The organism is Polaribacter gochangensis, assembly GCF_046224025.1.
GTDB lineage: Bacteria > Bacteroidota > Bacteroidia > Flavobacteriales > Flavobacteriaceae > Polaribacter > Polaribacter gochangensis.
Window position 1 is genome coordinate 692812 of the sequence record NZ_JBJXRF010000001.1, and the last position, 25601, is coordinate 718412.

Consider the following 25601-nt stretch of genomic DNA (forward strand, 5'->3'; position numbering starts at 1 on the left):
GAATTATAAAAACACTTCTATAATGAAAAAAACCTTTTTGTTTTTTTTGCTATTACTTCCTTTTTTATCATTTTCTCAAACAGATTTTAGCAATCGATGGGAAGATTTCTTTTCCTACAATACTGTAAAAGATTTTCTTACGGTAAACGATAAAATTTATGCACTTACAGACAATGCTGTTTTCACCTACAATACAAACACTAATGAAACCGAAAAACTATCATCAATAAATGGTCTTTCTGGAGAAACGACTTCTGCAATACACTTTAACAATTCTAATAGGAGACTTGTTATTGGTTATGAAACGGGTTTAATGGAGGTTGTAAATGAAGACGGAAGGATTAAAATTTCTTCGGATATTGTTAACTTTAATCAATCAGGAGAAAAGCGCATCAATCACATTTCTGAACTCAACAATAAACTATATATTTCTACTCCTTTTGCCGTTGTGGTTTATGATATTGATAAATTAGAATTTGGAGACACCTATTTTATCGGCGCAAATTCTACTTCTGTAAAAATCAATCAAACATTAATTGCCAACAATCAAATTTTTGCGGCAACAGAAAACGGAATTTATGTTGCAAGTTTATCAAACCCAAATTTGATCGATTTTAATAATTGGCAACTTTTATTTGCGGGAAATTATTCAAATATTACCAGGTTTAATACGTCAATTTATACATCAAAAGGGGCAGATTTAATTAAAATTACGGGATCAAATTCAACCGTAGAAAAAACATTTCCGAATACCATTAAAAAGCTAAAAAGTAACGGGCAAAATTTAATTGTTACTTCTAATCAAGAGGTATCAGTTTTAAACTCTAATTTAAATGAAGTTTATAAAAGTACACCAACGATTCCTTATAATTTTACTTTAAACAGCGCCTCTTCTTTTGGAAATAATTTATTGTTAGCAACCAACGAATTTGGTCTTTTACAAATTCCCCTTTCAGGAAATCAGACTTTTACAGAAATTCATCCTGAAGGACCACTTTCTAATAGTGTTTTTTCGATGGATGCTTTAAAAAATAATATTTGGTTTGTGTATGGCGGTTATACTTCTGCTTATGTTCCAACAGGAACTTTAAAAGGGTTTAGCCACTACAATGGATCTGAATGGAAAAATACAGCGTTTACAAATGCTTTTCCGGTGTTTGATTTGGTAAGTGTTACCATAGATCCAAATCATGACAATAGAGCGTTCTTAAGTTCTTTTGCACAAACCTCTTCAGGTAATATCTTATCTGGCGGCGGATTGTTTGAAGTTGTAGATGATCAAATCATAAATTTTTACAATTCACAAAATAGCCCATTAGAAGATTTTTTTCCAAACGATCCAAATAACATTACAACTAGAGTTAGCGGAACTGTTTTTGACACTCAAGGAAACCTTTGGGTTACTGATGTTCTTGCCACAAACAAGCTTAAAAAACTATCTTCTGGCGGTACTTGGCAGTCTTTTGATTTAAGAAGTATACAAACCAATAGTGCTCAAGAATTAAACACGATTAAAGTTGATAAATCGAATAGTTTATGGATGGGAACAAGAAGAAATGGGGCTTATGTTTTTAACGAAACAGGTAATAGAAAAAGAGCGTTAACGACCGAGTCTACCAAAGGAAGTTTACCGCACGCAAATGTGAGAACAATTGCTGTTGATAGAAACAATAGAATTTGGATAGGAACACAATCTGGTTTGGTGGTTTTTTATAATGCAAACGGAGTTTTTGAAGCGTCGATTTACGATACAGAACCTATTATTATTTTAGACGATGGGATTCCGAAAAAACTATTAGGAAATCAAACTATTAATACGATTGCTGTTGATGGCGCAGATAACAAATGGTTTGGAACCGATAATGGCGGTGTTTTATACACAAATCCGAGTGGACAAAAAACATTGGCTAGTTTTAACAAAGACAATTCTCCGTTGCCATCAAATAAGATTTTAAACATCAGCGTAGATGTTACAAACGGAAAAGTATATTTTGCTACAGATAAAGGCGTTGTTGCTTACAATAGCAATGTTGCAAGTTTTGGAGAAACGTTAGAGCAAGTGTATGCGTATCCAAATCCGGCGTTAAAAAACCATCAAATAATTACCATTGATGGAATAAATGGAAACCATTTACCCAAAGGAACAAATGTTAAAATTTTAGATGTTGCTGGTAATTTGGTGTATGAAACCAATGTGGTTGAAGGACAAGAAATTAAAGGCGGAAAAGTAGTTTGGAACAAAACCAATTTGGCAGGAAAAAAAGTAGCTTCAGGTATTTATATTGTGTTGCTTTCTAATGATGATGCTTCAGAAACAACTTCCACTAAAATTGCAATCATAAATTAATGACTCTCATAAAAACAAAAGCAATTGTGTTAAGTTCCTTAAAATATGGAGAGACAAGTTTAATTGTTCGTTGTTTTACTTTAGAAGACGGTTTAAGATCCTATTTATTAAGAGGTATTTTAAACTCAAAAAAAGGAAAAATAAAATCAGCCTATTTTCAGCCATTAACACAATTAAATATCGAAGCCAACCACAATAACAAAGGAAACTTAAATAGCATTAGAGAGGTTCATATTGTAAATCCGTATAAGAACATTTACACCACTATTTTTAAGCAAACAATTGTACTGTTTTTATCAGAAATTTTAAGCAGCACCATACAAGAAGAAGAAGCCAACGAAGGATTATTTTCTTTTTTAGAAACCTCTTTTATTTGGTTAGACACCAATGATAAAACCGCGAACTTTCATTTACTTTTTTTATTAAACTTAACTAAGTTTTTAGGATTTTATCCAGATATATCTAATATAAACTCTAACTATTTTAATTTAATTGAAGGAAATTTTATGGAATCAACAACAGAAAAAGAGGTTGTTTTTGGAGATAATTTAGTTCAATTTAAAAAGCTGTTAGGCACAAATTTTGATAGTATAGAGTCAATCAAATTTAACCAACAAGAAAGACAACAAGTTTTACAAATAATAATTCGTTATTTTGAATTACATTTGGACGGATTTCGCCGCCCAAAGTCTTTAAAAGTATTAGAAACAGTATTTAACTGATGATGAAGAGAATCTTTACCCTATTAATCGCTTTTTATAGCATTTCAAGTTTTGGACAAACAATTAAAGTTTTAGATGAAGAAAGTGGCTTTCCTATAAGTGAAGTTGCTATTTATAATAAAAAATTAACAATTTCTACCATTACAGATGCTAATGGAACTGCAGATATTTCTAATTTCGAGAATACGGATATACTGCTTATTTCGCATGTTTCTTATGCAACGATAAATACATCGTTTGCAAATTTACAAAGAAACAAGTTTGTGATTAAATTGATTAAAAAAACGGCGCGATTAGATGAGGTTGTTTTGTCGGTTTTTAAAACACAAGAAAGATCTACACGCATTGCAGAACAAACGGTTGCAATTACTAGAGATGAGATTTTAAAAGAATCTCCACAAACATCCGCAGATTTATTAGCTTCAATACCTGGAATTAAAATTCAAAAATCGCAATTTGGTGGCGGAAGTCCAGTTTTAAGAGGAATGGAATCTAACAGGGTTTTATTGGTTGTAGATGGCGTTAGAATGAACAATGCCATTTATAGAAAAGGACATTTACAAAATTCAATTACTATTTCTCCGTCTTTATTAGAACGAACTGAAATTGTGTTCGGACCCTCTTCTGTTATTTATGGTTCTGATGCTTTAGGCGGTGTAATACATTATTACACAAAGACACCAAAAACATCCGAAGAACCTAAAATAAAAAGTAATTTCTTTTCTAGATTTGGAACCGCAAATCAAGAAATAACTACCAATATTTCAGCGGAATTAAGTTTTCAAAAATGGGCATCTTTTACCAGTTATACGCAAAGCTCTTTTGGAGATTTAAAAATGGGAAAAAATAGAAATCACGGATTTACAAACTGGGGATTAGTTCCTTATTTCTCAGAAAACATTGATGCGAATTATTATGCAAATCTAACTGTAAATTCAGATCCAAATATTCAAAGAAATACCGGATATGAACAAAAAGATTTTCTACAAAAATTTTACATTCCGTTATCAGAAAAAACTGATGTAACGTTAAACTTTCAATACTCAACTTCTTCAAACATTCCAAGATTTGATAAGTTAATGGAATTAAAATCGGGCTCGTTAAAGTTTGCAGAATGGTATTATGGCCCACAAGAACGATTTTTAGTTTCAACACAATTAGCTATCAATCCAGAAAAAAAATGGTTAGATCAAGGAACCATTACGTTGGCTTATCAAAACATAAAAGAATCTAGAGTTCAAAGAAAATTTAACGATTTAGAACGACTTTACAGAAATGAAGAAGTGGATGTTTATACGTTAAATGGAGATTTTTCAGTTCCTTTAACAAGTGATAAAAACAGAAATTTATCTTACGGGTTTGAAATTTCTTATAATGATGTAACCTCAATTCCTGAAGGAAAAAAAATTGCTGTATCAAGTAACAAAGTGGTTGGTTTTACAGGAGATTTTAAAGTGCAATCTCGTTTTCCAGATGGCGGAAGTAGTTATTCTAGTTCAGCAGTTTATACAGATTATAGACAAGACTTGAACTCAAAATCTACTTTAAATACAGGAATTAGATTAACCAATACAACCCTAAATGCAAAATGGATAGATCAAACGTTTATTGTGTTGCCAAAAACAGAAATAGAACTCAATAATACAGCCTTAACTGCAACACTTGGTTACGTTTATAAACCAACCAAAAATTGGAAAATTAACAGTGTAATTTCTTCTGGATTTCGTTCTCCAAATATAGATGATGTTGGTAAAATAAGAGAGAAAAGTGGAGATGTAACCATCCCAAATATTGCATTAAAACCAGAGTTTGCCTACAATGCAGAAATAGGAGTTCTAAAATATTTTAATCAAAGAAGATTTAGTTTTGGATTTAACACCTATTACACCATTTTAGATAACTATATTACAAGAGAAGCAAACGGAAATACAATTATGTACGACGGAGAACAAGGAAATGTTGTGCTAAACGTAAACAAAGGGAGAGCTTTTATTACAGGTTATACCGCCAATTACTTTGGAAGAATAAATAATAAATGGAAAACTTCTGGAACCATAACTTACACTAAAGGAAGAACATTTGATACAGAAGAACCAATGTCTTCAATTCCGCCTTTATTTGGAAGGTTTGAAATTAGTTATCGAAAAAATAAGATAGAAGTATCGGCAGATTATAGATTTAATGCTAAAAAAGACATTAAAAATTATAATATTTCTGAAGGAATTGACAATCATACTCAAACGCCAATCGTAGACGCCAATGCTACAAATAATGTAGATAAATATTACGGCACACCAAGCTGGAAAACAGTTGGTTTAAACGGAAAATATAATGTAAATCAGAACTTTTGGATTCAAGGAAAAATAACGAATCTTTTAGATGAACATTACAAAGAATTTGCTTCTGGAGTTTCTGCTCCTGGAAGAAATTTTTCAGTAGCAATTCACGCTACTTTTTAGACTTTATTTTTTTTCCGTCTGCATCAAAATTTTTCGACAAAACTTGTTCGGTTTTAATCACAGAAACTGCTAAAGAAAGCAACATAATAGCCATTGGTTGCCAAGTCATTTCTGCGCTAGAAATAAATACTAAAAACAACGCAGCAACAAAAGAAATTGCAGCATATTTAAGCAATGTTTTGATAAAAAAAGTATTGGCAAAATTCCAAATTTCTTCGTTCAACATTGATTTATTGGTTCTATAACCATAGAGAGCATTTATCTTTTTAGGTGGAAAAAAATAAAACAATATGCTAAAGAAAAAAAGCACACCGTTTACAGAAATAACATAAATATACGGATTCATAATTATTGTTTTTTTAATGGTCTTATTAAACCTTCTTGTGCAACAGAGGCAATTAAATCTCCTTTTCTAGAATAAATATTTCCTCTTGCAAAACCTCTTGCGCCAAAAGCATTTGGAGATTCTGTTTTGTACAACATCCAATCATCTAAATCAAAATCTCTAAAAAACCACATAGAATGATCTAAACTTGCCATTTGTGTGTTTCCAAAATTTGCTTTACTTGCATTTGGGTATAACGTTGAATTTAAAATATTATAATCAGAAATATAAGTAAGAATTTGCTGTTTTACAGCAAGATCTACGTTTGTAGGATTTCCTTTAACTTTAAACCACACATCCGAAAACGGAGGTAAATCTTTTAAATCTAAAGGGTTTACAATAAAAGTTGGTTTAAATTCTATCGGACGTTCAATTTCTAAAAAATACTTTAATTGTTTTGGTAAAAATTCTCCCATTTGATCTAACATATCGCTCCAACTTAACAACTCTTCTGGTTGTTTAATGTCGCTTTTACAACCTTGTTGATGTTCGTGTCCTTCTTCTTTTTTATGAAAAGATGCAGCTAAAATAAAGATTCTTTTACCGTTTTGTTTTGCAGTAACTCTTCTGGTAGAAAAACTACCACCATCTCTCATTTCTTTTACAGAATATATAATAGGAAGCTCTAAGTTTCCTGCTTCTAAAAAATAGGCGTGTAAAGAATGCAAAACTCTGTGATCAGAAACGCTATTATTAGCTGCGCTAAGTGCTTGCGCTAATACTTGTCCGCCAAAAACATTAGGACTACCAATAGTTTTACTAACGCCAATGTATTTTTTTTTCGATTTTTTTTCTAATGTAAGTACTGCAATTAAATCCTCGATAGAGTTCATAAAATAAGTTATATTTTTTACAAATATAAAGAGATTTACTGGGTTAAAGTTTTAGATTTAAAAGGATTTTGTTGCTTAAAAGGTTTGGTTTCTATATAACTCAAAAAATGTTTTACAAACTTATTAGTTAAGGTTTTTTTATGACGGATATAACAGGTTAAATCTTGCGGAACTGCGCCAATTGACGTTTTAATTTCGCTTGCTGTTCTTCCAAAATTGATCACTTTTAATTGCTGATGTATCGCAATTTGAATATAATCGTATAACATTCGTTGGTAAATTGCCAATTCTTTATTTACAGCATAATCAATGCCAACAAAATGCGCATCCAAAGAATCATTATTAATTAAGCCAGACATAAAACCAACAATTTTATGATGATACCAATAGGTTTTTAGAATGTAATTTTCGCCTAAATTCTTTTTTAAAGACAAGTAGGTTTCTAGATTAAATTCACCCAAATTAAAATCGGCTTTGTCTGAAACAGTTTTGTATAGTTTGGTAATTTCTGGCATTAATTCCTTAATATTTTCAATAGAACTGTCTTTTACAACCAAATCGCTACTTAACATCAAGGCTCGTTTTGCTTTGACTCTAAACTTGGTTTTCATTGCGTTTAAATAGGCATTAAAATTGTTCCAATTTTCATTCAAATAGAGCACCATATTTGGTTCTACATTAAACGAATAATAGTTTAAATCGTGCAGTTCATCAGTAATGGCTAAAGATTCTTTTATAAAGTCTTTTATAAGATAAATAGAAATATCTTTTGTTGTTATTTGTGAAGAAATGGCTTTTGCTAAGTCTTTTATAATTGCTTGTTTGTGCTGATTTTCTTTGATAAAGATTCCGTGTTCGCCACTTACAAAAACATTTCCGCAGACTAATAATTTTATAGGTTTTAACTTCGGAAAAACACCTAATCGTCTTCCAAAACATTTTATTTGATCAAAACTTTTATTGAAAGAACTTTCTAATCCGTCTAGCGGAAAATCAACAATTTGAATACTTGCAAAAGCAATTGGCTGTTGCTTTTTATTTAACAACACCAAATAAGAAAATGTAATTTGAGGATTGTTTTTTTCTAATGAAATTAAATAATCTGGATGAAAATACGCATTATCTGTACATTGCAATTCGTGCCAAATATCTTGAGTAATTTCTGTTACTGAAGAGAAAAAAAGAGCGGTATTCGGTTTTTTGTATAAATTCAAATTGCTTAGGTAATTTAACATTCGAAAAATACGAAAAGAAAAGCAACCATATAAAGCGATAGAACAATCTTTTGTTAATTAATAAAAAACAAAGATTTAATTGTATTTTTATCAACCTAAAAAAGAACAATGCAGGCAGATTTTAATTTTAATTACGGACACCTTTTTGAAGAAGATTTACTCAAAGAAATTCTTGAAATTGGCGAGTATAAAAAAGTAAAAGCAGGTACAGAATTAATTGATATTGGTAGTCAAATTCAATTTATGCCGCTTATTTTAAATGGAGCAATTAAAATTTTAAGAGAAGATGAAAAAGGCGATGAATTAGTGCTGTATTATATTGAACAAGGAGATACTTGTGCTATGACAATTACTTGTTGTTTAGGACAAACAAAAAGTAAAATTAGAGCAGTTGCAGAAGTAGAAACAGCGTTGATTATGATTCCTGTTCAGAAAATTAGTGAATGGATGAACAAATATTCAACTTGGCAGAATTTTATTTTACAAAGTTATCATGAACGCATGCAAGAATTGTTAGAAGCAATTGATACGATTGCTTTTTTAAATATGGACGAACGCTTGTTAAAATACTTAAAAAATAAAGCGATGGTAAATAAAGATGAGGTCATTCAAATTACTCATAAAGAGATTGCGAGCGATTTATATACTTCTCGAGTTGTCATTTCTCGACTCTTAAAAGCTTTAGAATTAAAAGGAGAAATACAATTAAATAGAAATCAAATTACAGTATTAAATGTATAGTGTATTGGTAACTTTTGTTACCGTTTACAAATGGTGATGTCTTTAAATTTACAATTAAAGTAAAAAACAAAAATTTAAAAAATGAGTAAATTTTCAGAAATAATAAATAAAGATAAACCTGTTTTAGTAGATTTTTTTGCTGATTGGTGCGGACCTTGCAAAATGATGAGTCCAATTTTAAAAGAAGTAAAGGATGCTTTAGGTAATGCTGTTTCTATCATTAAGATTAATGTTGATACTAATCAACAATTAGCAGCTAAATATCAAGTAAAAGGCGTACCAACCTTTCTTTTGTTTAAAAACGGAAAACAACTTTGGAGACAATCTGGAGTGCTACAAAAAAACGAACTAATACAAATTATAAACAACCATCAAAATTAAAAGATGATACAAATCATATTTTATATGATATATTTATAAGAATTTTGTAGCATAAAATTTATTAGCTATGTTTAATACCTTATTACCTTTAGTTTCTTGGACAAACGGAACCATCTTAATTGGAGTTTTTGCTGTTGTCTGTGTTGGCCTTGTTGCAGCAGTTATGTTGTTGATGACAACCGATAAGAAAAAAGAAGAAAAATAGCATCAAAAAAGTTGTTGTTAATTTCCTTTTATACGGGTCCAAAGATCATTTAAAAGCTGTTTAGCGTCTTCTCGATTTTTCTCGGTTTCTATAAAAGTTACTTTCCCTAAAGTATCAACTTTAATTTCATATTGAAAGGCAAAGTTTTGAGCATTGGGTTGTAAACTTAACAAGCCAAAGCGCAAATCGTTGTAAAATAAACGCTCTTCTTTTTTAGTAATGCTATACCAACCTTTTGAAACACGAATCATACGTTGCACATTTTCTTGATGCACTAAATCACCTAAAAGTTCATGATTTTTTGGATAGGCATCAAAATGAATTGGTTTTTCATCAAAAAAGGAATAATAGCCAATTAAATACTGCTTTTTTGTAGACACATTTGCAGACCATAATAGGGTGTTTAATGGCGATGGTTTTGTTTCAAAATCGCTGTATTCAATCTGTTGATTTTCCAGCGCTTTTTCAAATTGATTGTTTGCGATTCCTTTTAAAGCAAAGGTTAGTACTAAATAACTGCTGCTAATAAGCAATCCCATTGTATTATAAAATCGTCTTTTTGGTGCATCGCGTTTTTGAAAAAAGGCTAAAATTAAAAAGACTAAAAAGGGCAACGTATAAAGAGGATCTATTACAAAAATGGTTTTAAATGCAAGTCTGTAATCTAGTGGCCAAAATAGTTGTGTTCCCCAAGTTGTGTGCGCATCTAAAATAGGATGCGTTATCAAAGCCCAAAAAAACAACCAAGACCATTCTTTAACATTCTTGTGTTTTTCATATTTAGAAACAAGCCAACCAAAAATGGGAGCAAAAAGTACAGAAAAAAAGATAGAATGTGTAAAACCTCTATGAATTTCTAAGGCAGAAACGGTATCTGTAAAATGAGAAGAAAAAATGTCTAAATCTGGAATTGTTCCTGCAATTGCTCCATAAAGCATTGCTTTATTACCAATTTTTTTCCCAAGTACAGCTTCTCCAACTGCGGCACCTAAAATAATTTGTGTTAATGAATCCATGTAAGCAAAAGTAGTCTCTTTTTTTAACGATATTTGTTTCAAATCGAAATATACTATCTTTTTATTTTAAGAACAGAAAAGCATGATTTTAAACGAAAGTTTTTGGGAAAATAAATACAAAACAAACAAAACCGGTTGGGATTTAGGTGAAATTTCTCCGCCTTTAAAAGCCTATATAGATCAATTAACAAATAAGGATTTGAAAATATTGATTCCTGGTGGTGGAAATTCATATGAAGCTGAATACCTTTTTAAAAAAGGTTTTACAAATGTTTATGTGGTTGATATTTCAGAAATTCCGTTACAAAATTTACAAAAAGAAGTTCCTAATTTCCCTTCAGAACAATTAATTCACGGTAATTTTTTTGACCTAGATATTCATTTTGATTTAATTTTAGAACAAACTTTTTTGTGTGTGATTGATCCAAACTTAAGATCAGATTACGCTGTAAAAATGAGCCAATTACTTCACGAAAACGGAAAATTAGTAGGCTTGCTTTTTGATGCAACATTAAACGAAGATCATCCGCCCTTTGGAGGATCAAAAGCAGAATATTTAAACTACTTTACGCCTCATTTCAATATCCTTACGATGGAAAATTGTTATAATTCTATTCAGAGTAGAGTTGGCATGGAACTTTTTTTATCGTTCAAAAAAAATAATTCTTAATTCCTATTTAAGTTTTTATTAAAAAACACCTTTTTTTGAAGGTAACCTATGTTACCAACAAATCTTTAAATAGCGCTTATTTTTGCGTCATCAAATAGAAATAACGATGCGTAAAAGAGTTTTTATACTACTAATTATTTTTGTTTCGGTTCAGTTTCATATAAACGGACAAGAAACAGTTGCCATTACAAAAGAAGAGGTGCTCAATAGCATTTCCAATAAAAATTTAACATTAAAGATTTCTGAACAAGAGTTTCACAAATCAAAAGCAGATTATCTTCAAACAAATGCTATCTTTTTACCAACAATAACAGCAAGCTATACCGGCATTTCTACTACAAATCCTTTAATGGCTTTTGGATCTAAATTAAATCAAGAAATTTTAACGGCGGCAGATTTTAATCCTGCTTTGTTAAACAATCCTTCTCAAACTCAGAATTTTGGAACTAAGATTGAAATTCAACAACCCTTAATTAATCTTGACGGATTTTATCAGCGAAAAGCAGCAAAATCTAAAATGGAAGCAACTTCCTTACAAACCGAAAGAACTGCAGATTATTTGAAGCTAGAAGCAGCAAAAGTATATATGCAATTACAATTGGCGTATAAAGCTGTTGAGGTTATAGAAAAAGCATTAGAAACAGCCAAAGAAAATCAAAAAATAGCAGAAAATAACTTTCAACAAGGATATTTACAGCAAGCAGATATTTTAACCATAGAAGTACGAGTAACTGATATAAAAGGTCAGTTACAAACCGCAAAAAGCAATGTGTTAAATGCGTCTAATTATTTGTCTTTTTTAATGAATGATGACACCTATGTAATTTACAAATCAACAGATGATTTAAGTATAACTACTACAAATAACACCAATATAAACATATCCGAAAACAGAGCGGATATTAAAGCGATGCAATTGGCTTCTGATGCTTATATGGCGATGAATAAAGCTGATAAAATGACTTTTTTACCTCGCTTAAATGCATTTGGAAGTTACGAGTTATATGACAATAAATTATTTCAAGGAAGTGCAAACGGTTATGTAATTGGCGCGCAATTAAGTTGGACTCTTTTTGAAGGTTCTAAGCGTATTGGAAAAACACAAAAAAGCAAAGCAGCTTTTGAGCAATCTAAATTAGAATATACTCAATACGTTTCTAAAAGTAATTTAGAATTAAACAAAGCTAGACGTCAATTATTAGATGCAAAAAATCAATTAGAGCTAACAAGTTTATCTGTTAAACAATCAAAAGAATCTTTGAGAATTAGAAAAAACCGATTTAAAGAAGGTTTAGAAAAAACTACCGATTTATTGATGGCAGAAACGCTGTATGCACAAAAACAATTAGCGTATTATCAAACCATATTTCAATACAATTATACACAAGCATATTTAGAATTTTTAACTAAAAATTAGTTTTCAGTAAAAAGTTTCAGTGTTCAGAAATAAAAATTAAACCAAATAAAATGAAAAAATATTTATATCCATTAACATTCATCACAGCAGCATTATTTTTAACAAGTTGTGGTAATGATGATAAAAAAGAGTTGGTAGATAATTCGCCAAGCATTCAAGTAAAAGTTGCTAAAGTGTCTTCCAATGCCAACAATCCGTTTTTAATTGTAAGTGGAAAAATTCAAGCAGTAAAAAGTGCGGATCTTGGAACAAGAATGATGGGTTCTGTTGATAAAGTACATGTTAATATTGGAGATAAAGTTGCCAAAGGACAATTATTAGTTTCTATAAACAATACAGATTTAGAAGCTAAAAAAGCGCAAGTAAATGCCAATATTACACAAGCAAATGTGGCTTTTTTAAATGCAGAAAAAAACTACAAACGTTTTCAGAACTTATATCAAAGCAAAAGTATTAGTCAAAAAGAGATGGATGATATGACTGCTAATTATCAAATGGCAAAAGCAGGATTAGAAGCTGCAAATCAAATTAAAAACGAAATGAATGCTCAATTTTCGTATAGTAATATTACTGCTCCTTTTAGCGGGATAATTACCAGTAAAAATATTGAAAATGGTGATATGACAACTCCAGGAATGCCATTAATCAGTATAGAAAATCCGAATGATTTTGAAGTAATTGCTATGGTTCCTGAAACAGAAATTTCTGAAATTAAAAAAGGAAGTGAAGTGCGTGTTTTGGTAAAATCTATCAATGCAACCGTAACAGGGAAAGTTACAGCAGTAAGTTCATCAGCAAAAAATACAGGCGGTCAATATTTAGTGAAAATTAAATTAGAAGAAACAAACTCAGCAATTTTATCTGGAATGTTTGCCAATGTGCAGTTTCCGATAGAAAGAAAAACAACATCTAACATGGTGTTGTTGCCTAAAGAAGCAATTATTACAAACGGACAATTATCGGGTGTGTATTCTGTGAGTCAAAGTAATACTGCAATTTTACGTTGGTTGCGCTTAGGAAGAACTTTTGGAGATGAAGTTGAGGTTTTATCAGGATTAAGTTCTGGAGAAACGTATATTATTTCTTCGGATGGAAGATTATTTAATGGAGTTAAAATTAGTATTCAGTAACAGTGAGTAGTCACAGTTTTCAGAAAACAGTCAAAATATAAAATAAAATGAAAGAAGGAATCGCAGGAAAAATTGCCAAAGTCTTTATACAATCAAAATTAACCGTGTTGTTAATGATTGTGTTTATGGTTATTGGTGTGTATAGTTCATTTTTAATTCCGCGTGAAGAGGAGCCACAAATTGATGTGCCAATGGCAGATATTTTTGTTGGTTATCCAGGGGCGAGTCCGACAGAAGTGGAGTCTAGAGTTGTAAAACCTTTAGAAAAACTGATTTCAAATATCAAAGGAGTTGAGTATGTATATTCTACTTCTATGAATGAAAAAGCTATGGTCATCGTTCAGTTTTATGTAGGCGAAGATATTGAGCGTTCGTTTGTAAAATTATACAACGAAATTAACAAACACATGGATCAAATGCCAAAAGGCGTTACGTTTCCTTTGGTAAAAACACGTGCTATTGACGATGTACCGATGTTAGGTTTAACTTTATGGAGCGAGAATTATGATGATTATCAGCTAAGTCAAATTGCAGAAGAATTAGAAAACGAAATTAAAAAAGTAAACGATGTTTCTATCACGCATAAAATTGGAGGAAGAAACAGACAATTACGCGTTGTTTTAGACAAAGATAAAATGGCAGAAAGTGGCCTAGATTTTTTATCAGTTTCTGAAATGATTAGAGCCAATAATACTGAAATAAGCTCAGGAAGTTTTGATAAAAACGATACAGAATTTTTAGTGAATACCGGCAAATTTTTACAAACTGCAAAAGATGTAGAAAATTTGGTGGTTGGTGTGCAACAAAACAGACCTATTTATTTAAAACAAATTGCTAAGATTTTTGACGGACCCGAAATTCCGCAAAATTACGTGAGTTTAGGATTTGGAAAAGGAAGTGTAAAAGCAGATGGTTATAAATCGGAATATCCAGCTGTAACCATTTCTGTAGCCAAAAGAAAAGGCGCAGATGCCATGAAAATTGCTGAACTCATTATTGGTAAAGTAACTCATTTAAAAACGACGTTAATTCCTGATGATGTTCATGTAGAAGTGACAAGAAATTATGGAGAAACAGCTTCGCACAAAGTTTCAGAATTATTATTACACTTAATTGGATCTATCATTGCAGTAACTTTAGTAGTAATGTTGGCAATGGGTTGGCGTGGTGGATTGGTGGTGTTTTTATCGGTGCCAATTACCTTTGCTTTAACATTGTTAAGTTATTACATGTTAGATTATACACTAAACCGAATTACATTATTTGCGTTGGTGTTTGTAACAGGAATTGTGGTTGATGATTCCATTATTATTGCCGAAAATATGCACAGGCATTTTAAAATGAAACGTTTGCCGTTTAAACAAGCTGCCTTATATGCTATCAATGAAGTTGGTAATCCAACTATTTTAGCAACATTTACGGTAATTGCTTCTGTATTGCCAATGGCTTTTGTATCCGGATTAATGGGTCCTTATATGGCACCAATGCCAATTGGAGCATCCATTGCGATGATATTATCATTGTTTGTTGCCTTAACGATTACTCCATATTTAGGATATATTTTCTTAAGAGAAAAAGACAAGAAAGGACACGCTGAAAAGGTAGAAAAACCTTTAGAAGAAACGTTTATTTATAAAGTTTATAACAAATTTGAGCGTCCGTTATTGGAAAACAGCAAAAAAAGATGGTTGTTTTTAGGAGGTACTTTTGTTGTATTGCTAGGAACAATGATGTTGTTTTTCACCAATTCTGTAGCTGTAAAGATGTTGCCTTTTGACAACAAAAACGAGTTTCAAGTGGTTATTGATATGCCTGAAGGAACAACTTTAGAAAGAACTGCGGTTGTAACACAAGAAATTGCTCAATATTTAGCTACGAGAGCAGAAATAGTAAATTATCAGAATTATATAGGAACATCTGCACCGATTACTTTTAACGGTTTGGTGCGTCATTATGATTTACGTGGAGGAAGCAATACAGCAGATATTCAAGTAAATTTAATTGATAAAGGTGAACGATCAATTCAAAGTCACGGAATTGCAAAATTATTACGACCAGAAATTCAAAAAATAGCAGCAAAATACAATGCCAATGTAAAATTGGTTGAAGTGCCACCTGGACCACCAGTTTTATCAACCATTGTTGCAGAAGTGTACGGACCAGATTACAATCAACAAATTGCAATCGCAGATCAATTGCAAACGATTTTAAGAAATACAGATGATGTTGTAGATGTAGATTGGATGGTAGAAGCCGATCAAAAAGAGTATCAATTTAACATCAACAAAGAAAAAGCAATGTTATATGGTGTAGCTCCACAACAAATTGCTTATACAATGAATATGGCCTTATCAAACAATGCAATTACTACGTTGTATGATGAAAATGCTGTAAATCAAGTTGGTTTGGTATTGGCTTTAGATGAAAAAGAAAAATCTACGATTAGTGATATTTCTCAACTAAAAATTACCTCAAAATTAGGAACCATGGTTCCGATTGCAGATATGGTAGATATTAAAGAAACGATTGCAGCAAAAAGTATTTATCGTAAAAATCAAAAACGAGTTGTGTATGTGTTGGCAGATATGGCAGGAGAATTAGAAAGTCCGGCGTACGCAATTTTAGGAATGGAAAAGAAATTGAAGGAAATTCCGTTGCCAAAAGGATATGAATTGAACGAAATGTATTTAGGGCAGCCAGATTTTGAAGATAATTATACGGTGAAATGGGACGGAGAATGGCAAATTACTTTAGAAGTTTTTAGAGATTTAGGAATTGCCTTTTTAGGAGCTATTATTTTGATATACATCTTAATTGTTGGATGGTTTCAAAATTTTAAAGCACCCATTGTAATGATGGTTGCGATTCCTTTATCGTTGATCGGAATTATTTTAGGACACTGGATTATGGGTGCGTTTTTTACAGCAACATCTTTTATTGGAATGATTGCCTTAGCCGGAATTATGGTACGGAACTCAGTCTTACTAATTGATTTTATCAACTTAAGAACAGCAGAAGGAGTTCCGTTAAAACAAGCGGCAATTGAAGCAGGAGCTGTTAGAACAACGCCAATTTTATTAACAGCAGGAACTGTGGTAATTGGAGCATTTGTCATCTTGTTTGATCCAATTTTTCAAGGATTGGCCATTTCATTAATGGGCGGAACAATTGTTTCTACAGTACTTACTTTATTGGTTGTGCCATTGGTGTATTATATGATTGAGAAGAAGAATTATAAATAATAAGAAAAAAACTTACAAGGTTAGAAAAAAACTTGCAGGTTGTGTAAAAACGATAAAAAATGAAATTAGTAATTGTAACCGTAGTAGAAGCATTTCAAAAAGAAGTAATTCTACTTTTTAAGAAAGCAGAGATTGAAAACTTTAGTGAATCTGATATCGATGGACATAAAAATAGCGCCTCTGTTTTAGTGGCTTCTAATTGGTTTTCTGGAGTTAAATCTAGTAATGAATCTACGATGTTTTTTTCATTTACAAAAGAAGAAAAAATTGATGCTCTTTTTAAATTGATACAAGAGTTCAATACTAATTTAGAAACCAACAATCCAATAAAAGCGATTGTTGTGCCTATCGAAAAATTTATATAAACGTAAAAATTTAAAAAAATGTTAAACAAATATTTTAGAGTGATTGTTGGTGTTATGGTATTGTTAAGCGTTGTGCTTACTGTTTACGTAAACCAAAACTGGATGTGGTTCACCGTATTTATTGGATTTAATTTAATTCAATCTGCTTTTACAAAATGGTGTTTATTAGAAACGATTCTTGTAAAATTAGGCATCAAAAAAGAAAGTGATGGTTGTTCTGTTAATTAAACAACCATCCTTAAAAACCAAAGTAAGCCGCTCTAAATGCGGCTTATTTGTTTTAACGAATCTTTAACTAAACACTAAAAAGTTGCCGTCGCAACTAACAGTATTTTTGTAAAAATGAAATTTAAAAGAAAAATTTTTTTTTAGATTAACTTTGCAGACTTTTATAACTATTTAGCATGAGAAAAATAATTCTTTCAGTATTGGGTGTATTACTAATTGTTTCAGCACTATTTTTAGCAAAATACATGGTTGATACTAAGCAAAAACCAAAACCAAAATATAGCAAAACCGTTAAAACTGTTTTTGTAGAAAAAGTAACAAATAAAGAAATTCCTATTGTAATTAAAGCAAGCGGTAACTTAGTTGCTAAACATAAAATAGAATTGTTTTCTGAAGTTCAAGGTGTATTACACACAACAAAAAAAGAATTTAAAGCTGGAGTAAAATTTTCAGAAAATGAAACCCTCTTAAGTATAAATAGCGATGAGTTTTATGCAAGTTTACAATCTCAAAAAAGTAACTTAATTAATCTTATTACAGCAATAATGCCAGATATTCGATTAGATTTTCCAAAAGAATTTAAGAAATGGCAAACCTATTTAAATAATTTTGACATTCATAAATCAACTCCAGAGCTGCCAAATTTTTCTACTGATAAAGAAAAGTATTTTGTGTCTGGAAAAGGAATAACAACTAGTTATTTTAATGTTAAAAACTCAGAAGTAAAATTAAATAAGTATACTATTAAAGCACCGTACAACGGAATTTTAACGGAAGCTTTTGTTACTGATGGATCGTTGGTTAGAGCAGGACAAAAATTAGGAGAATTTATAGATCCATCCATTTTTGAAATGGAAGTTTCTATCAATGCTGGTTTTGCAGATTTACTTAAAATTGGCAATAGTGTTTCTCTAACAAACTTAGAAAGAACAAAAACCTATACCGGAAAAGTAATTCGTGTTAACGGTAAAGTAGATTTAGCTTCTCAAACTATCAAAGTATTTATAGAAGTTGCTCATAAAGACTTAAAAGACGGAATGTATCTAGAAGCAAATGTGGTGGCAAAATCAGAAGAAAATGCCTTCGAAATTTCTAGAAAATTATTGATAAATAACAATAGCATTTATACTGTAAAAGACACCATTTTAAAACTTTTAAAAGTAAATCCTGTATATTTTAATGCAGAAACGGTGGTTGTTAAAGGTATAGAAAATAACACTTCGGTTTTAACACAATCTGTTCCTGGAGCTTTTGACGGAATGGTTGTTAAAATTCAAAAAAAGAACTAAAGGATGAAAAAAATAATTACATATTTCATCAAATATCCTGTAGCTGTAAATGTCTTTATAATTGCATTTGTAGCATTTGGAATTATTGGTATTTCAGGAATGAAATCTTCATTCTTTCCTTTAGTAGATTCACAATTAATTAGCATCAACCTTACCTATCCAGGAGCTTCTCCTGAAGAAATTGAAGAAGGAGTTGTTTTAAAAATTGAAGATAATTTAAAAGGAATTGTTGGTGTAGAAAGAGTAACATCTGTTTCTAGAGAAAATTCTGCGTCTGTAAATGTAGAGGTTGTAAAAGGTAAAAATATTGATATTGTTTTATCAGATGTGAAAAATGCTGTTGATCGAGTTCCGTCTTTTCCATCTGGAATGGAACCACCAGTAATAGCAAAAGTAGAAAGTACAAGACCAACGATTAGTTTTACAATAAGTGGAGAAGGTTTGTCTTTAAAATCTTTGAAAGATTATGCAAGAAAAATTGAAAACGATTTAAGAAGTTTTGAAGGAATTTCTCAAGTTGCGTTATCTGGTTTTCCAGATGAAGAAATAGAAATCTCTGTTCGAGAAAACGATTTAAGAGCGTATAAATTATCTATTGCAGAAGTAACAGCGGCTGTTAGAAACACCAATCTTTTAATTACTGGAGGAAACATAAAAACCGATGAAGAAGATTATTTAATTAGAGCTAGAAATAGATCCTATTATGGTGTAGAATTGCAAAATTTAATTGTTAGAACTACAACAGCAGGTAACATTATCAGACTAAAAGATGTTGCAGAAGTAAGAGATTCTTGGTCAGAAAATCCAGATAGACTTTATTATAACGGAGACGTTGCAATTAATGTAACTGTTAGTAATACAAACAATGAAGATTTAATTTCTTCCGCTGATAAAATTAAAGAATACATTTATAAATTCAATCAAGAAAATAGCAATGTAATCTTAAATATTTCTAGTGATGCCTCTATTACATTAAACCAAAGAACACAATTATTATTTGAAAATGGTCTAATGGGAATTCTTCTTGTACTGTTTTTCTTAGCATTATTTTTAAATGCTAGATTGGCTTTTTGGGTTGCATTTGGATTGCCAATTTCTTTCTTAGGAATGTTTATTTTCGCCGCTCAACTAGGCGTTACCATCAATGTATTATCTCTTTTTGGGATGATTATCGTTATTGGTATTTTGGTAGATGATGGAATTGTAATTGGAGAAAACATTTACCATCATTATTACGATTTAGGAAAGTCTAAAATCAATGCTGCAATAGATGGAACTATGGAAGTTATTCCGCCAATTGTGTCAGCAATTTTAACGACAATTATTGCTTTTTCCACCTTCTACTTTGTTGATGGAAGAATAGGAAGTTTCTTTGGAGAAGTTTCTACAATTGTTATACTAACATTAAGTGTTTCGTTAATAGAAGCATTAATTATATTACCAGCACATATTGCACATTCAAAAGCGCTTTCAAGAAAAAGAAAGGAAAACGGATTTGTAAAAAAACAGAGTAAAATAGAAGTATTTTTTAGAAATGCAAATAGCAAAGCAGACGGATTATTAGTTTTTGTTAGAGACACTTATTTTGTGCCTTTTTTAAGATTTTGCTTAAAGTATAAACTCTTAGCATTTGCAATTCCAATTGCATTATTAATATTTAGTTTTGGTGCTATTGGTGGCGGAACAGTTAAAACGTCATTTTTCCCATCAATTGCAAGTGATCGAATTCAGGTTACCTTAAAAATGCCACAAGGAACAAATGATAAAATTACAGATTCTATTATTTCTGTAATCGAAGACAAAGTTTGGCTGGTAAGTGAAGAGTTTACAGAAAAACAAACTGGCAATATTAGAGTTATAGAAAACGTCATTAAAAGAGTTGGGCCAGGAACAGCAAACGCAACCTTAACAATAAATTTATTACCCGGAGAATCTAGAGAATTTTCATCACCTGAAATTACAAATGCAATTAGAGAAAAAGTCGGAAAAATCTACAGTGCAGAAAGCCTCACTTTTGGTTCTGGAGGAAATTTTGGAGGAAGTCCAATAGCTGTTTCTTTACTAGGAAACAATATTTCTGAATTAAAAGCAGCAAAAGAATTGCTGAAAGCAGAGTTAGAAAAAAACTCATTATTAAAAGATATTTCCGATAATGATCCTGCAGGAATAAAAGAAGTTCGTATCAAATTAAAAGACGATGCATATCTTTTAGGATTAAACTTACAATCGGTAATGAGTCAAGTGCGTTTTGCTTTTTTTGGTTCGCAAGCACAACGTTTTCAAAGAGGACAAGACGAAATAAAAGTTTGGGTTCGTTACAACAAAAAAGACAGATCTTCTATCAAGAATTTAGACGACATGCGTATTGTAACTCCAACAAACGAACGAGTTCCTTTTTCAGAAATTGCAACGTATGAAATAGAACGAGGAGATATTGCCATCAATCATTTAAGCGGTAAAAGAGAAATTCAAATTACGGCAGATATGAAAACGCCTGGAGAAAGCGCTACGGATATTTTAGAAGATATTAAAATACGTGTTATGCCAGAAATTATTTCTAAATACGCAACTGTAACACCTTTATATGAAGGACAAAATAGAGAGGCAAAAAAGACAATAGATTCTGTAAAAATTGTAGGACCAATTATTTTAATCTTAATTTATTTAGTCATCGCTTTTACTTTTAGATCGTATAGTCAACCAATTTTATTAATTCTCTTGATTCCTTTCAGTATGATTGGTGTTGTTTGGGGACATTATTTTCACAATTTTGCGATTGGTATTTTATCTTGGTTAGGAATTATTGCCTTAATCGGAATTATGGTCAACGATGGACTGGTTTTAATTGGAAAATTTAATACGTATCTAAAAGAAGGAATGAAATATGATGAAGCGTTAATTCAAGCAGGAAAATCACGTTTTAGAGCTATTGTTTTAACTTCTTTAACCACAGTTGCGGGTTTAGCTCCGTTATTATTAGAAAAAAGTAGACAAGCGCAATTTTTAAAACCAATGGCTATTTCAATTTCTTACGGAATTGCAGTTGCAACCATTTTAACTTTAGTTTTATTACCATTGTTATTATCTGTTTCTAATCAGATAAAAGTAGGCATCAAATGGTTAAGAACAGGAGAAGATGTAACAGAGGAAGAAGTAGAAAGAGCTATTATCGAATCTAAATTTGAACATGATGAAGAATAATATATACACAATCATTTTAATTGTTTCGCTTTCATTTCAAGCAACAGCACAAGAGATTTTAACTAAAAAAGAAGCGTTAAAAATAACTTTAGAAAATAACTACGGAATTAAAATTGCCAACAATAATATTGCAATTGCCAACAACAATAAAAACGTTTTAAACTCTAAATTTTTACCAACTGTTTCGGCTTCTTCTGGTGCAAATTACAGAAGAGATAATCAAGAAATTACAAGACAAGACAATACCGTTACAACAGTTGATGGAGCAATTACTAAATCGTATAATGCTTCTTTAAATGTAAACTATACAATTTTTGATGGTTTAGGAAGAAAATACAACTATGAAGTATTAAAAGAAACGTACAATTTATCAGAATTACAAGCAAAAGAAACGATAGAAAACACGTATTTACAGTTGTTTACCTTGTATTTTCAAATTGCTAGATTGTCAGAAAATAACAACAATTTAAAAGAAGCTTTAAACATTTCTAAACGTCGTTTAGAAAGAGCAAAATACAAACATGAATTTGGACAATCCACAAAGTTAGAATTGTTAAATGCCGAGGTGGATGTGAATAATGACAGCATTGCGCTCATCAATTCTAAGCAGCAATATTTGAATGCAAAAAGAAGTTTAAATATTGTATTGGGTCAACAAAAAGAAATTGATTACAATGTTGAAACAGATGTTACTTTTAATCCAGTTTTAAATTTTGACGAATTATTAAACAAAGCAAAAGCAAATAATGTTTTATTAAAAAAGACAGAAAAAAACCTTGCAATTAGCGAGTTTAATATCAAAATAAACAAAGCAAGTTTTTTACCTAAAGTTGGGTTGTCAACTTCTTATGGATGGAATAAAAGTGAAAATCCATCTACCTCTTTTTCTGCTGCTTCCAACTCAAACGGGTTAAATGCAGGATTAAATCTTACCTGGAATATTTTTGATGGAGGAAGCACAAAAACAAGAGTTGCAAACTCTAAAATTGCGTTAGAAAACCAACAGATTTTATTACAACAACAAAACGAAACTTTAGAGAACAATTTAAAAAATACTTGGTCTTTATACAACAACAAATTGTTTGTTTTAAAAGCGCAAGAACAAAATGTAGTTTCGAGTCAAAATAACTTTGATAGAACAAAAGAACGTTACAATTTAGGACAAGTTACTTCGATTGAATTTAGACAAGCGCAAATCAATTTAATTAACAGTAAAACAGCATATAATAACACAAAATACGACGCTAAATTGATTGAATTAGAATTATTACAATTAACAGGAGATTTGCTAAATACAGAAATTTAGAAGCAAATTTAAAGCATAAAAAAGAGCGGATATTTATCCGCTCTTTTTTATTTATTATTACTGCCCAAGAGTAAGCTGCTAAAAGAGTCTGAGACTCTTATTTAAAAGCATTGAGTCCTGTAATGTCTAAACCAGTAATTAATAAGTGAATATCGTGTGTTCCTTCGTAGGTAATTACACTTTCTAAATTCATAGAATGACGCATAATTGAATATTCGCCCGTAATTCCCATTCCTCCTAACATTTGTCTTGCTTCTCTAGCAATGTTTATTGCCATGTCAACATTATTCCGTTTTGCCATAGAAATTTGAGCAGAAGTAGCTTTGTCTTCGTTACGTAAAACTCCTAAACGCCAAGTTAACAATTGCGCTTTGGTAATTTCTGTAATCATTTCGGCTAATTTCTTTTGTTGTAATTGAAACTGACCAATTGGTTTTCCAAACTGAATACGTTCTTTAGAATAACGTAAAGCTGTATCGTAACAATCCATTGCAGCACCAATTGCACCCCAAGCGATTCCGTAACGAGCAGAGTCTAAACAACCTAACGGCGCTCCTAATCCAGATTTATTTGGTAATAAGTTTTCTTTCGGAATTTTTACGTTATCAAAAATTAATTCTCCAGTTGATGATGCTCTTAACGACCATTTATTATGTGTTTCTGGCGTAGAAAAACCTTCCATTCCGCGCTCTACAATTAAACCATGAATTCTACCTTCTTCATTTTTTGCCCAAACTACAGCAACCTGTGCAAAAGGGGCATTCGAAATCCACATTTTTGCTCCGTTTAAAAGATAATGATCTCCCATATCTTTAAATTTTGTTTCCATTCCGCTTGGATTAGAACCGTGATTTGGTTCTGTCAATCCGAAACAACCAATCCATTCACCAGAAGCTAATTTTGGCAAATATTTTTGACGTTGTTCTTCGTTTCCATATTTCCAAATAGGATACATTACCAATGATGATTGTACAGAAGCAGTAGAACGAACACCAGAATCTCCACGTTCAATTTCTTGCATAATCAATCCGTAAGAAATTTGATCCAATCCTGCTCCACCATATGCTGAAGGAATATAAGGACCAAAAGCACCAATTTCTGCCAATCCATTGATGATTTGCTTTGGAAATTCTGCTTTTTGAGCGTAGTCTTCAATAATGGGAGAAACTTCTCTTTTCACCCATTCTCTTGCTGCGTCTCTAACTAATTTATGCTCTTCGGTTAATAAATCATCTATTTGATAATAATCTGGAGCTTGAAATAAATCTGGTTTCATTATAATTGAATTGATTGAAGTATCAAAAGTAAATATTACTTCTGATATAGAAATGGATTAACTTAATTTTTTAGTCGTTTAAAAATTCTGCAAGCAATCTGTGAAAGTGATGAACACCTTGTTCTCTAGTTGGAGAAAATCGCCCGGCTTTATAAAAAGAAGATTTTACACCTTTTTGTACTTGTTCTACAACAAACTCATCTTCTTGTTGTACTTTATCAATATCTCCACTTGCGCCTTTGTTTAATTTTGTTGAATCTAAAACATAAGAAATAAAAGACACTTTGGTGCTATTCAAATCCAGAGGCTTTACAATATTTACTGATAATCCCCACGGATAAAAGTTAAACATCATATTCGGGAAAACCCAATAATAATAAGCGGCTACATTTTTACCATAATCGACGTGACTATCTGGCAAATCAAAAACTTCTGTTGTTTCGTCTGTATAACCAATTTGCAAATTGCAATATTCGTATACTTCTGTTTTGTAGCTTCCATAATCCAACACATCATTCAAATCTGGATGTACAAAAGGAACATGAAAACCTTCTAAATAATTATCACAGTACAACGCCCAATTTGCATTGACGATATAATCTTTTGAAAGAGAAGCGTTGAGGGTAAGCTCATCCAACGGTAAAAAACCAATGCGTTCGTTCATTTTATCAAGCACTTGCTGAAAATCAAACGCTGGATTTAAACCTGCAAACAAAAATTTTCCCCATTTTTTTATCGGAAATTTATGTAAATTATCACAAGGTCTTGGAAAATTTTCTGTCTGATCAAATTCAGGCATGTATTCAAATTCGCCATTTAAATTGAATCTTCTTCCGTGATAAAAACAGGTTAGTTTTTTTGATTTCCCATGATTTAAAGCAACTAAATTTCCTCTGTGTGTACATACATTTGTCAAACAATTAATTTCTTCATTTTTGTTTTTTGTCAATACTAATGGCTCGGTTAAATAACCATCTAGTAACACAAATGGATGCACAGATTGTGCAAGAGGAACTAAATTTTCATCTCCAACCCATTGCCAAGATTTTAAAAAAACCTTCTCTTTTGTAGCTTCAAAAATAGTTTTGTCTTTATAAAAAAAGGCAGGTAATGTTTCTGCTTTTTTAATATCTGGGTGAACATTGAACTTCAT

General features: G+C 31.1%; 21 protein-coding genes. 15 read left to right on the forward strand and 6 right to left on the reverse strand.

Annotated features, from left to right (window positions below; genetic code table 11):
* Nucleotides 1-22: 22 nt before the first annotated feature.
* Genes porZ through ACEWL1_RS03240 form a run of 3 tightly spaced genes read left to right on the forward strand, consistent with a single transcriptional unit; the run spans nucleotide 23 to nucleotide 5528 of the window.
* Nucleotides 23-2347: a type IX secretion system anionic LPS delivery protein PorZ gene (porZ, locus tag ACEWL1_RS03230; RefSeq protein ID WP_409231842.1), complete on the forward strand. Its 2325-nt coding sequence runs from the start codon at nucleotides 23-25 to the stop codon at nucleotides 2345-2347.
* Complete coding sequence (gene recO / locus ACEWL1_RS03235) at nucleotides 2347-3069, forward strand: DNA repair protein RecO (protein ID WP_409231843.1); 723 nt, start codon at nucleotides 2347-2349, stop codon at nucleotides 3067-3069. Before porZ ends, recO begins: the two co-directional genes overlap by 1 nt.
* Nucleotides 3069-5528 (forward strand): TonB-dependent receptor, encoded by a 2460-nt coding sequence (locus ACEWL1_RS03240; RefSeq protein ID WP_409231844.1) that lies wholly within the window; start codon nucleotides 3069-3071, stop codon nucleotides 5526-5528. The genes recO and ACEWL1_RS03240 overlap by 1 nt, the downstream gene beginning before the upstream one ends.
* Here the strand turns inward: ACEWL1_RS03240 and ACEWL1_RS03245 are convergent.
* Genes ACEWL1_RS03245 through ACEWL1_RS03255 form a run of 3 tightly spaced genes read right to left on the reverse strand, consistent with a single transcriptional unit; the run spans nucleotide 5518 to nucleotide 7960 of the window.
* On the reverse strand, nucleotides 5518-5874 hold the full coding sequence (locus ACEWL1_RS03245; protein ID WP_409231845.1) for an SdpI family protein: 357 nt from the start codon (nucleotides 5872-5874) through the stop codon (nucleotides 5518-5520). The two genes, ACEWL1_RS03240 and ACEWL1_RS03245, sit on opposite strands and share 11 nt — an antisense overlap.
* 2 nt (nucleotides 5875-5876) lie before the next feature.
* A complete protein-coding gene (locus ACEWL1_RS03250) occupies nucleotides 5877-6746 on the reverse strand; it encodes an acyl-CoA thioesterase (RefSeq protein WP_409231846.1) in 870 nt (289 codons plus the stop codon).
* A gap of 35 nt (nucleotides 6747-6781) precedes the next feature.
* Entirely contained in the window at nucleotides 6782-7960 is a 1179-nt protein-coding gene (locus ACEWL1_RS03255; RefSeq protein WP_409231847.1) for a peptidogalycan biosysnthesis protein, read from the reverse strand.
* Between the two features lie 129 nt (nucleotides 7961-8089).
* On the opposite strand from ACEWL1_RS03255, the gene ACEWL1_RS03260 reads away from it, so the two are divergent.
* From ACEWL1_RS03260 to ACEWL1_RS03270, 3 genes are all read left to right on the forward strand, one after another.
* On the forward strand, nucleotides 8090-8722 hold the full coding sequence (locus tag ACEWL1_RS03260) for a Crp/Fnr family transcriptional regulator (RefSeq protein WP_409231848.1): 633 nt from the start codon (nucleotides 8090-8092) through the stop codon (nucleotides 8720-8722).
* A gap of 81 nt (nucleotides 8723-8803) precedes the next feature.
* Nucleotides 8804-9103 carry a thioredoxin gene (gene trxA, locus ACEWL1_RS03265; protein WP_409231849.1) on the forward strand — a complete coding sequence of 100 codons (300 nt, stop codon included), beginning with the start codon at nucleotides 8804-8806 and terminating at the stop codon, nucleotides 9101-9103.
* A gap of 67 nt (nucleotides 9104-9170) precedes the next feature.
* Nucleotides 9171-9308 carry a hypothetical protein gene (locus ACEWL1_RS03270; protein WP_347173027.1) on the forward strand — a complete coding sequence of 46 codons (138 nt, stop codon included), beginning with the start codon at nucleotides 9171-9173 and terminating at the stop codon, nucleotides 9306-9308.
* A 17-nt stretch (nucleotides 9309-9325) separates the two neighbouring features.
* Here ACEWL1_RS03270 and ACEWL1_RS03275 read toward each other — a convergent pair whose 3' ends face one another.
* A complete protein-coding gene (locus ACEWL1_RS03275) occupies nucleotides 9326-10324 on the reverse strand; it encodes a metal-dependent hydrolase (RefSeq protein ID WP_409231850.1) in 999 nt (332 codons plus the stop codon).
* A gap of 82 nt (nucleotides 10325-10406) precedes the next feature.
* Between ACEWL1_RS03275 and ACEWL1_RS03280 the strand changes: the two genes are divergently transcribed.
* The 9 genes from ACEWL1_RS03280 (at nucleotide 10407) to ACEWL1_RS03320 (ending at nucleotide 23172) form a co-directional block, all read left to right on the forward strand.
* A complete protein-coding gene (locus ACEWL1_RS03280) occupies nucleotides 10407-10994 on the forward strand; it encodes a methyltransferase domain-containing protein (RefSeq protein ID WP_409231851.1) in 588 nt (195 codons plus the stop codon).
* A 106-nt stretch (nucleotides 10995-11100) separates the two neighbouring features.
* The gene (locus ACEWL1_RS03285; protein ID WP_409231852.1) at nucleotides 11101-12411 is read left to right on the forward strand and encodes a TolC family protein; all 1311 of its coding nucleotides are present in this window, start codon (nucleotides 11101-11103) and stop codon (nucleotides 12409-12411) included.
* A gap of 50 nt (nucleotides 12412-12461) precedes the next feature.
* Nucleotides 12462-13541, forward strand: a complete 1080-nt coding sequence (locus tag ACEWL1_RS03290; RefSeq protein WP_409231853.1) for an efflux RND transporter periplasmic adaptor subunit — start codon at nucleotides 12462-12464, stop codon at nucleotides 13539-13541.
* Between the two features lie 47 nt (nucleotides 13542-13588).
* Nucleotides 13589-16783, forward strand: a complete 3195-nt coding sequence (locus tag ACEWL1_RS03295) for an efflux RND transporter permease subunit (RefSeq protein ID WP_409231854.1) — start codon at nucleotides 13589-13591, stop codon at nucleotides 16781-16783.
* A 59-nt stretch (nucleotides 16784-16842) separates the two neighbouring features.
* The gene (locus ACEWL1_RS03300; protein WP_409231855.1) at nucleotides 16843-17148 is read left to right on the forward strand and encodes a hypothetical protein; all 306 of its coding nucleotides are present in this window, start codon (nucleotides 16843-16845) and stop codon (nucleotides 17146-17148) included.
* 18 nt (nucleotides 17149-17166) lie between these two features.
* Entirely contained in the window at nucleotides 17167-17376 is a 210-nt protein-coding gene (locus ACEWL1_RS03305; protein ID WP_347173019.1) for a YgaP family membrane protein, read from the forward strand.
* 176 nt (nucleotides 17377-17552) lie between these two features.
* Nucleotides 17553-18665, forward strand: coding sequence for an efflux RND transporter periplasmic adaptor subunit (locus ACEWL1_RS03310; RefSeq protein WP_409231856.1), 1113 nt, complete (start codon nucleotides 17553-17555; stop codon nucleotides 18663-18665).
* A 3-nt stretch (nucleotides 18666-18668) separates the two neighbouring features.
* The gene (locus ACEWL1_RS03315; protein WP_409231857.1) at nucleotides 18669-21866 is read left to right on the forward strand and encodes an efflux RND transporter permease subunit; all 3198 of its coding nucleotides are present in this window, start codon (nucleotides 18669-18671) and stop codon (nucleotides 21864-21866) included.
* Nucleotides 21856-23172 carry a TolC family protein gene (locus ACEWL1_RS03320; protein ID WP_409231858.1) on the forward strand — a complete coding sequence of 439 codons (1317 nt, stop codon included), beginning with the start codon at nucleotides 21856-21858 and terminating at the stop codon, nucleotides 23170-23172. The genes ACEWL1_RS03315 and ACEWL1_RS03320 overlap by 11 nt, the downstream gene beginning before the upstream one ends.
* 97 nt (nucleotides 23173-23269) lie before the next feature.
* Here the strand turns inward: ACEWL1_RS03320 and ACEWL1_RS03325 are convergent, their stop codons facing one another.
* Together ACEWL1_RS03325 and ACEWL1_RS03330 are read right to left on the reverse strand one after the other, a co-directional pair.
* Nucleotides 23270-24448, reverse strand: coding sequence for an acyl-CoA dehydrogenase family protein (locus ACEWL1_RS03325; RefSeq protein WP_409231859.1), 1179 nt, complete (start codon nucleotides 24446-24448; stop codon nucleotides 23270-23272).
* Nucleotides 24449-24518: 70 nt separating this feature from the next.
* Entirely contained in the window at nucleotides 24519-25601 is a 1083-nt protein-coding gene (locus ACEWL1_RS03330; protein WP_409231860.1) for an SRPBCC family protein, read from the reverse strand.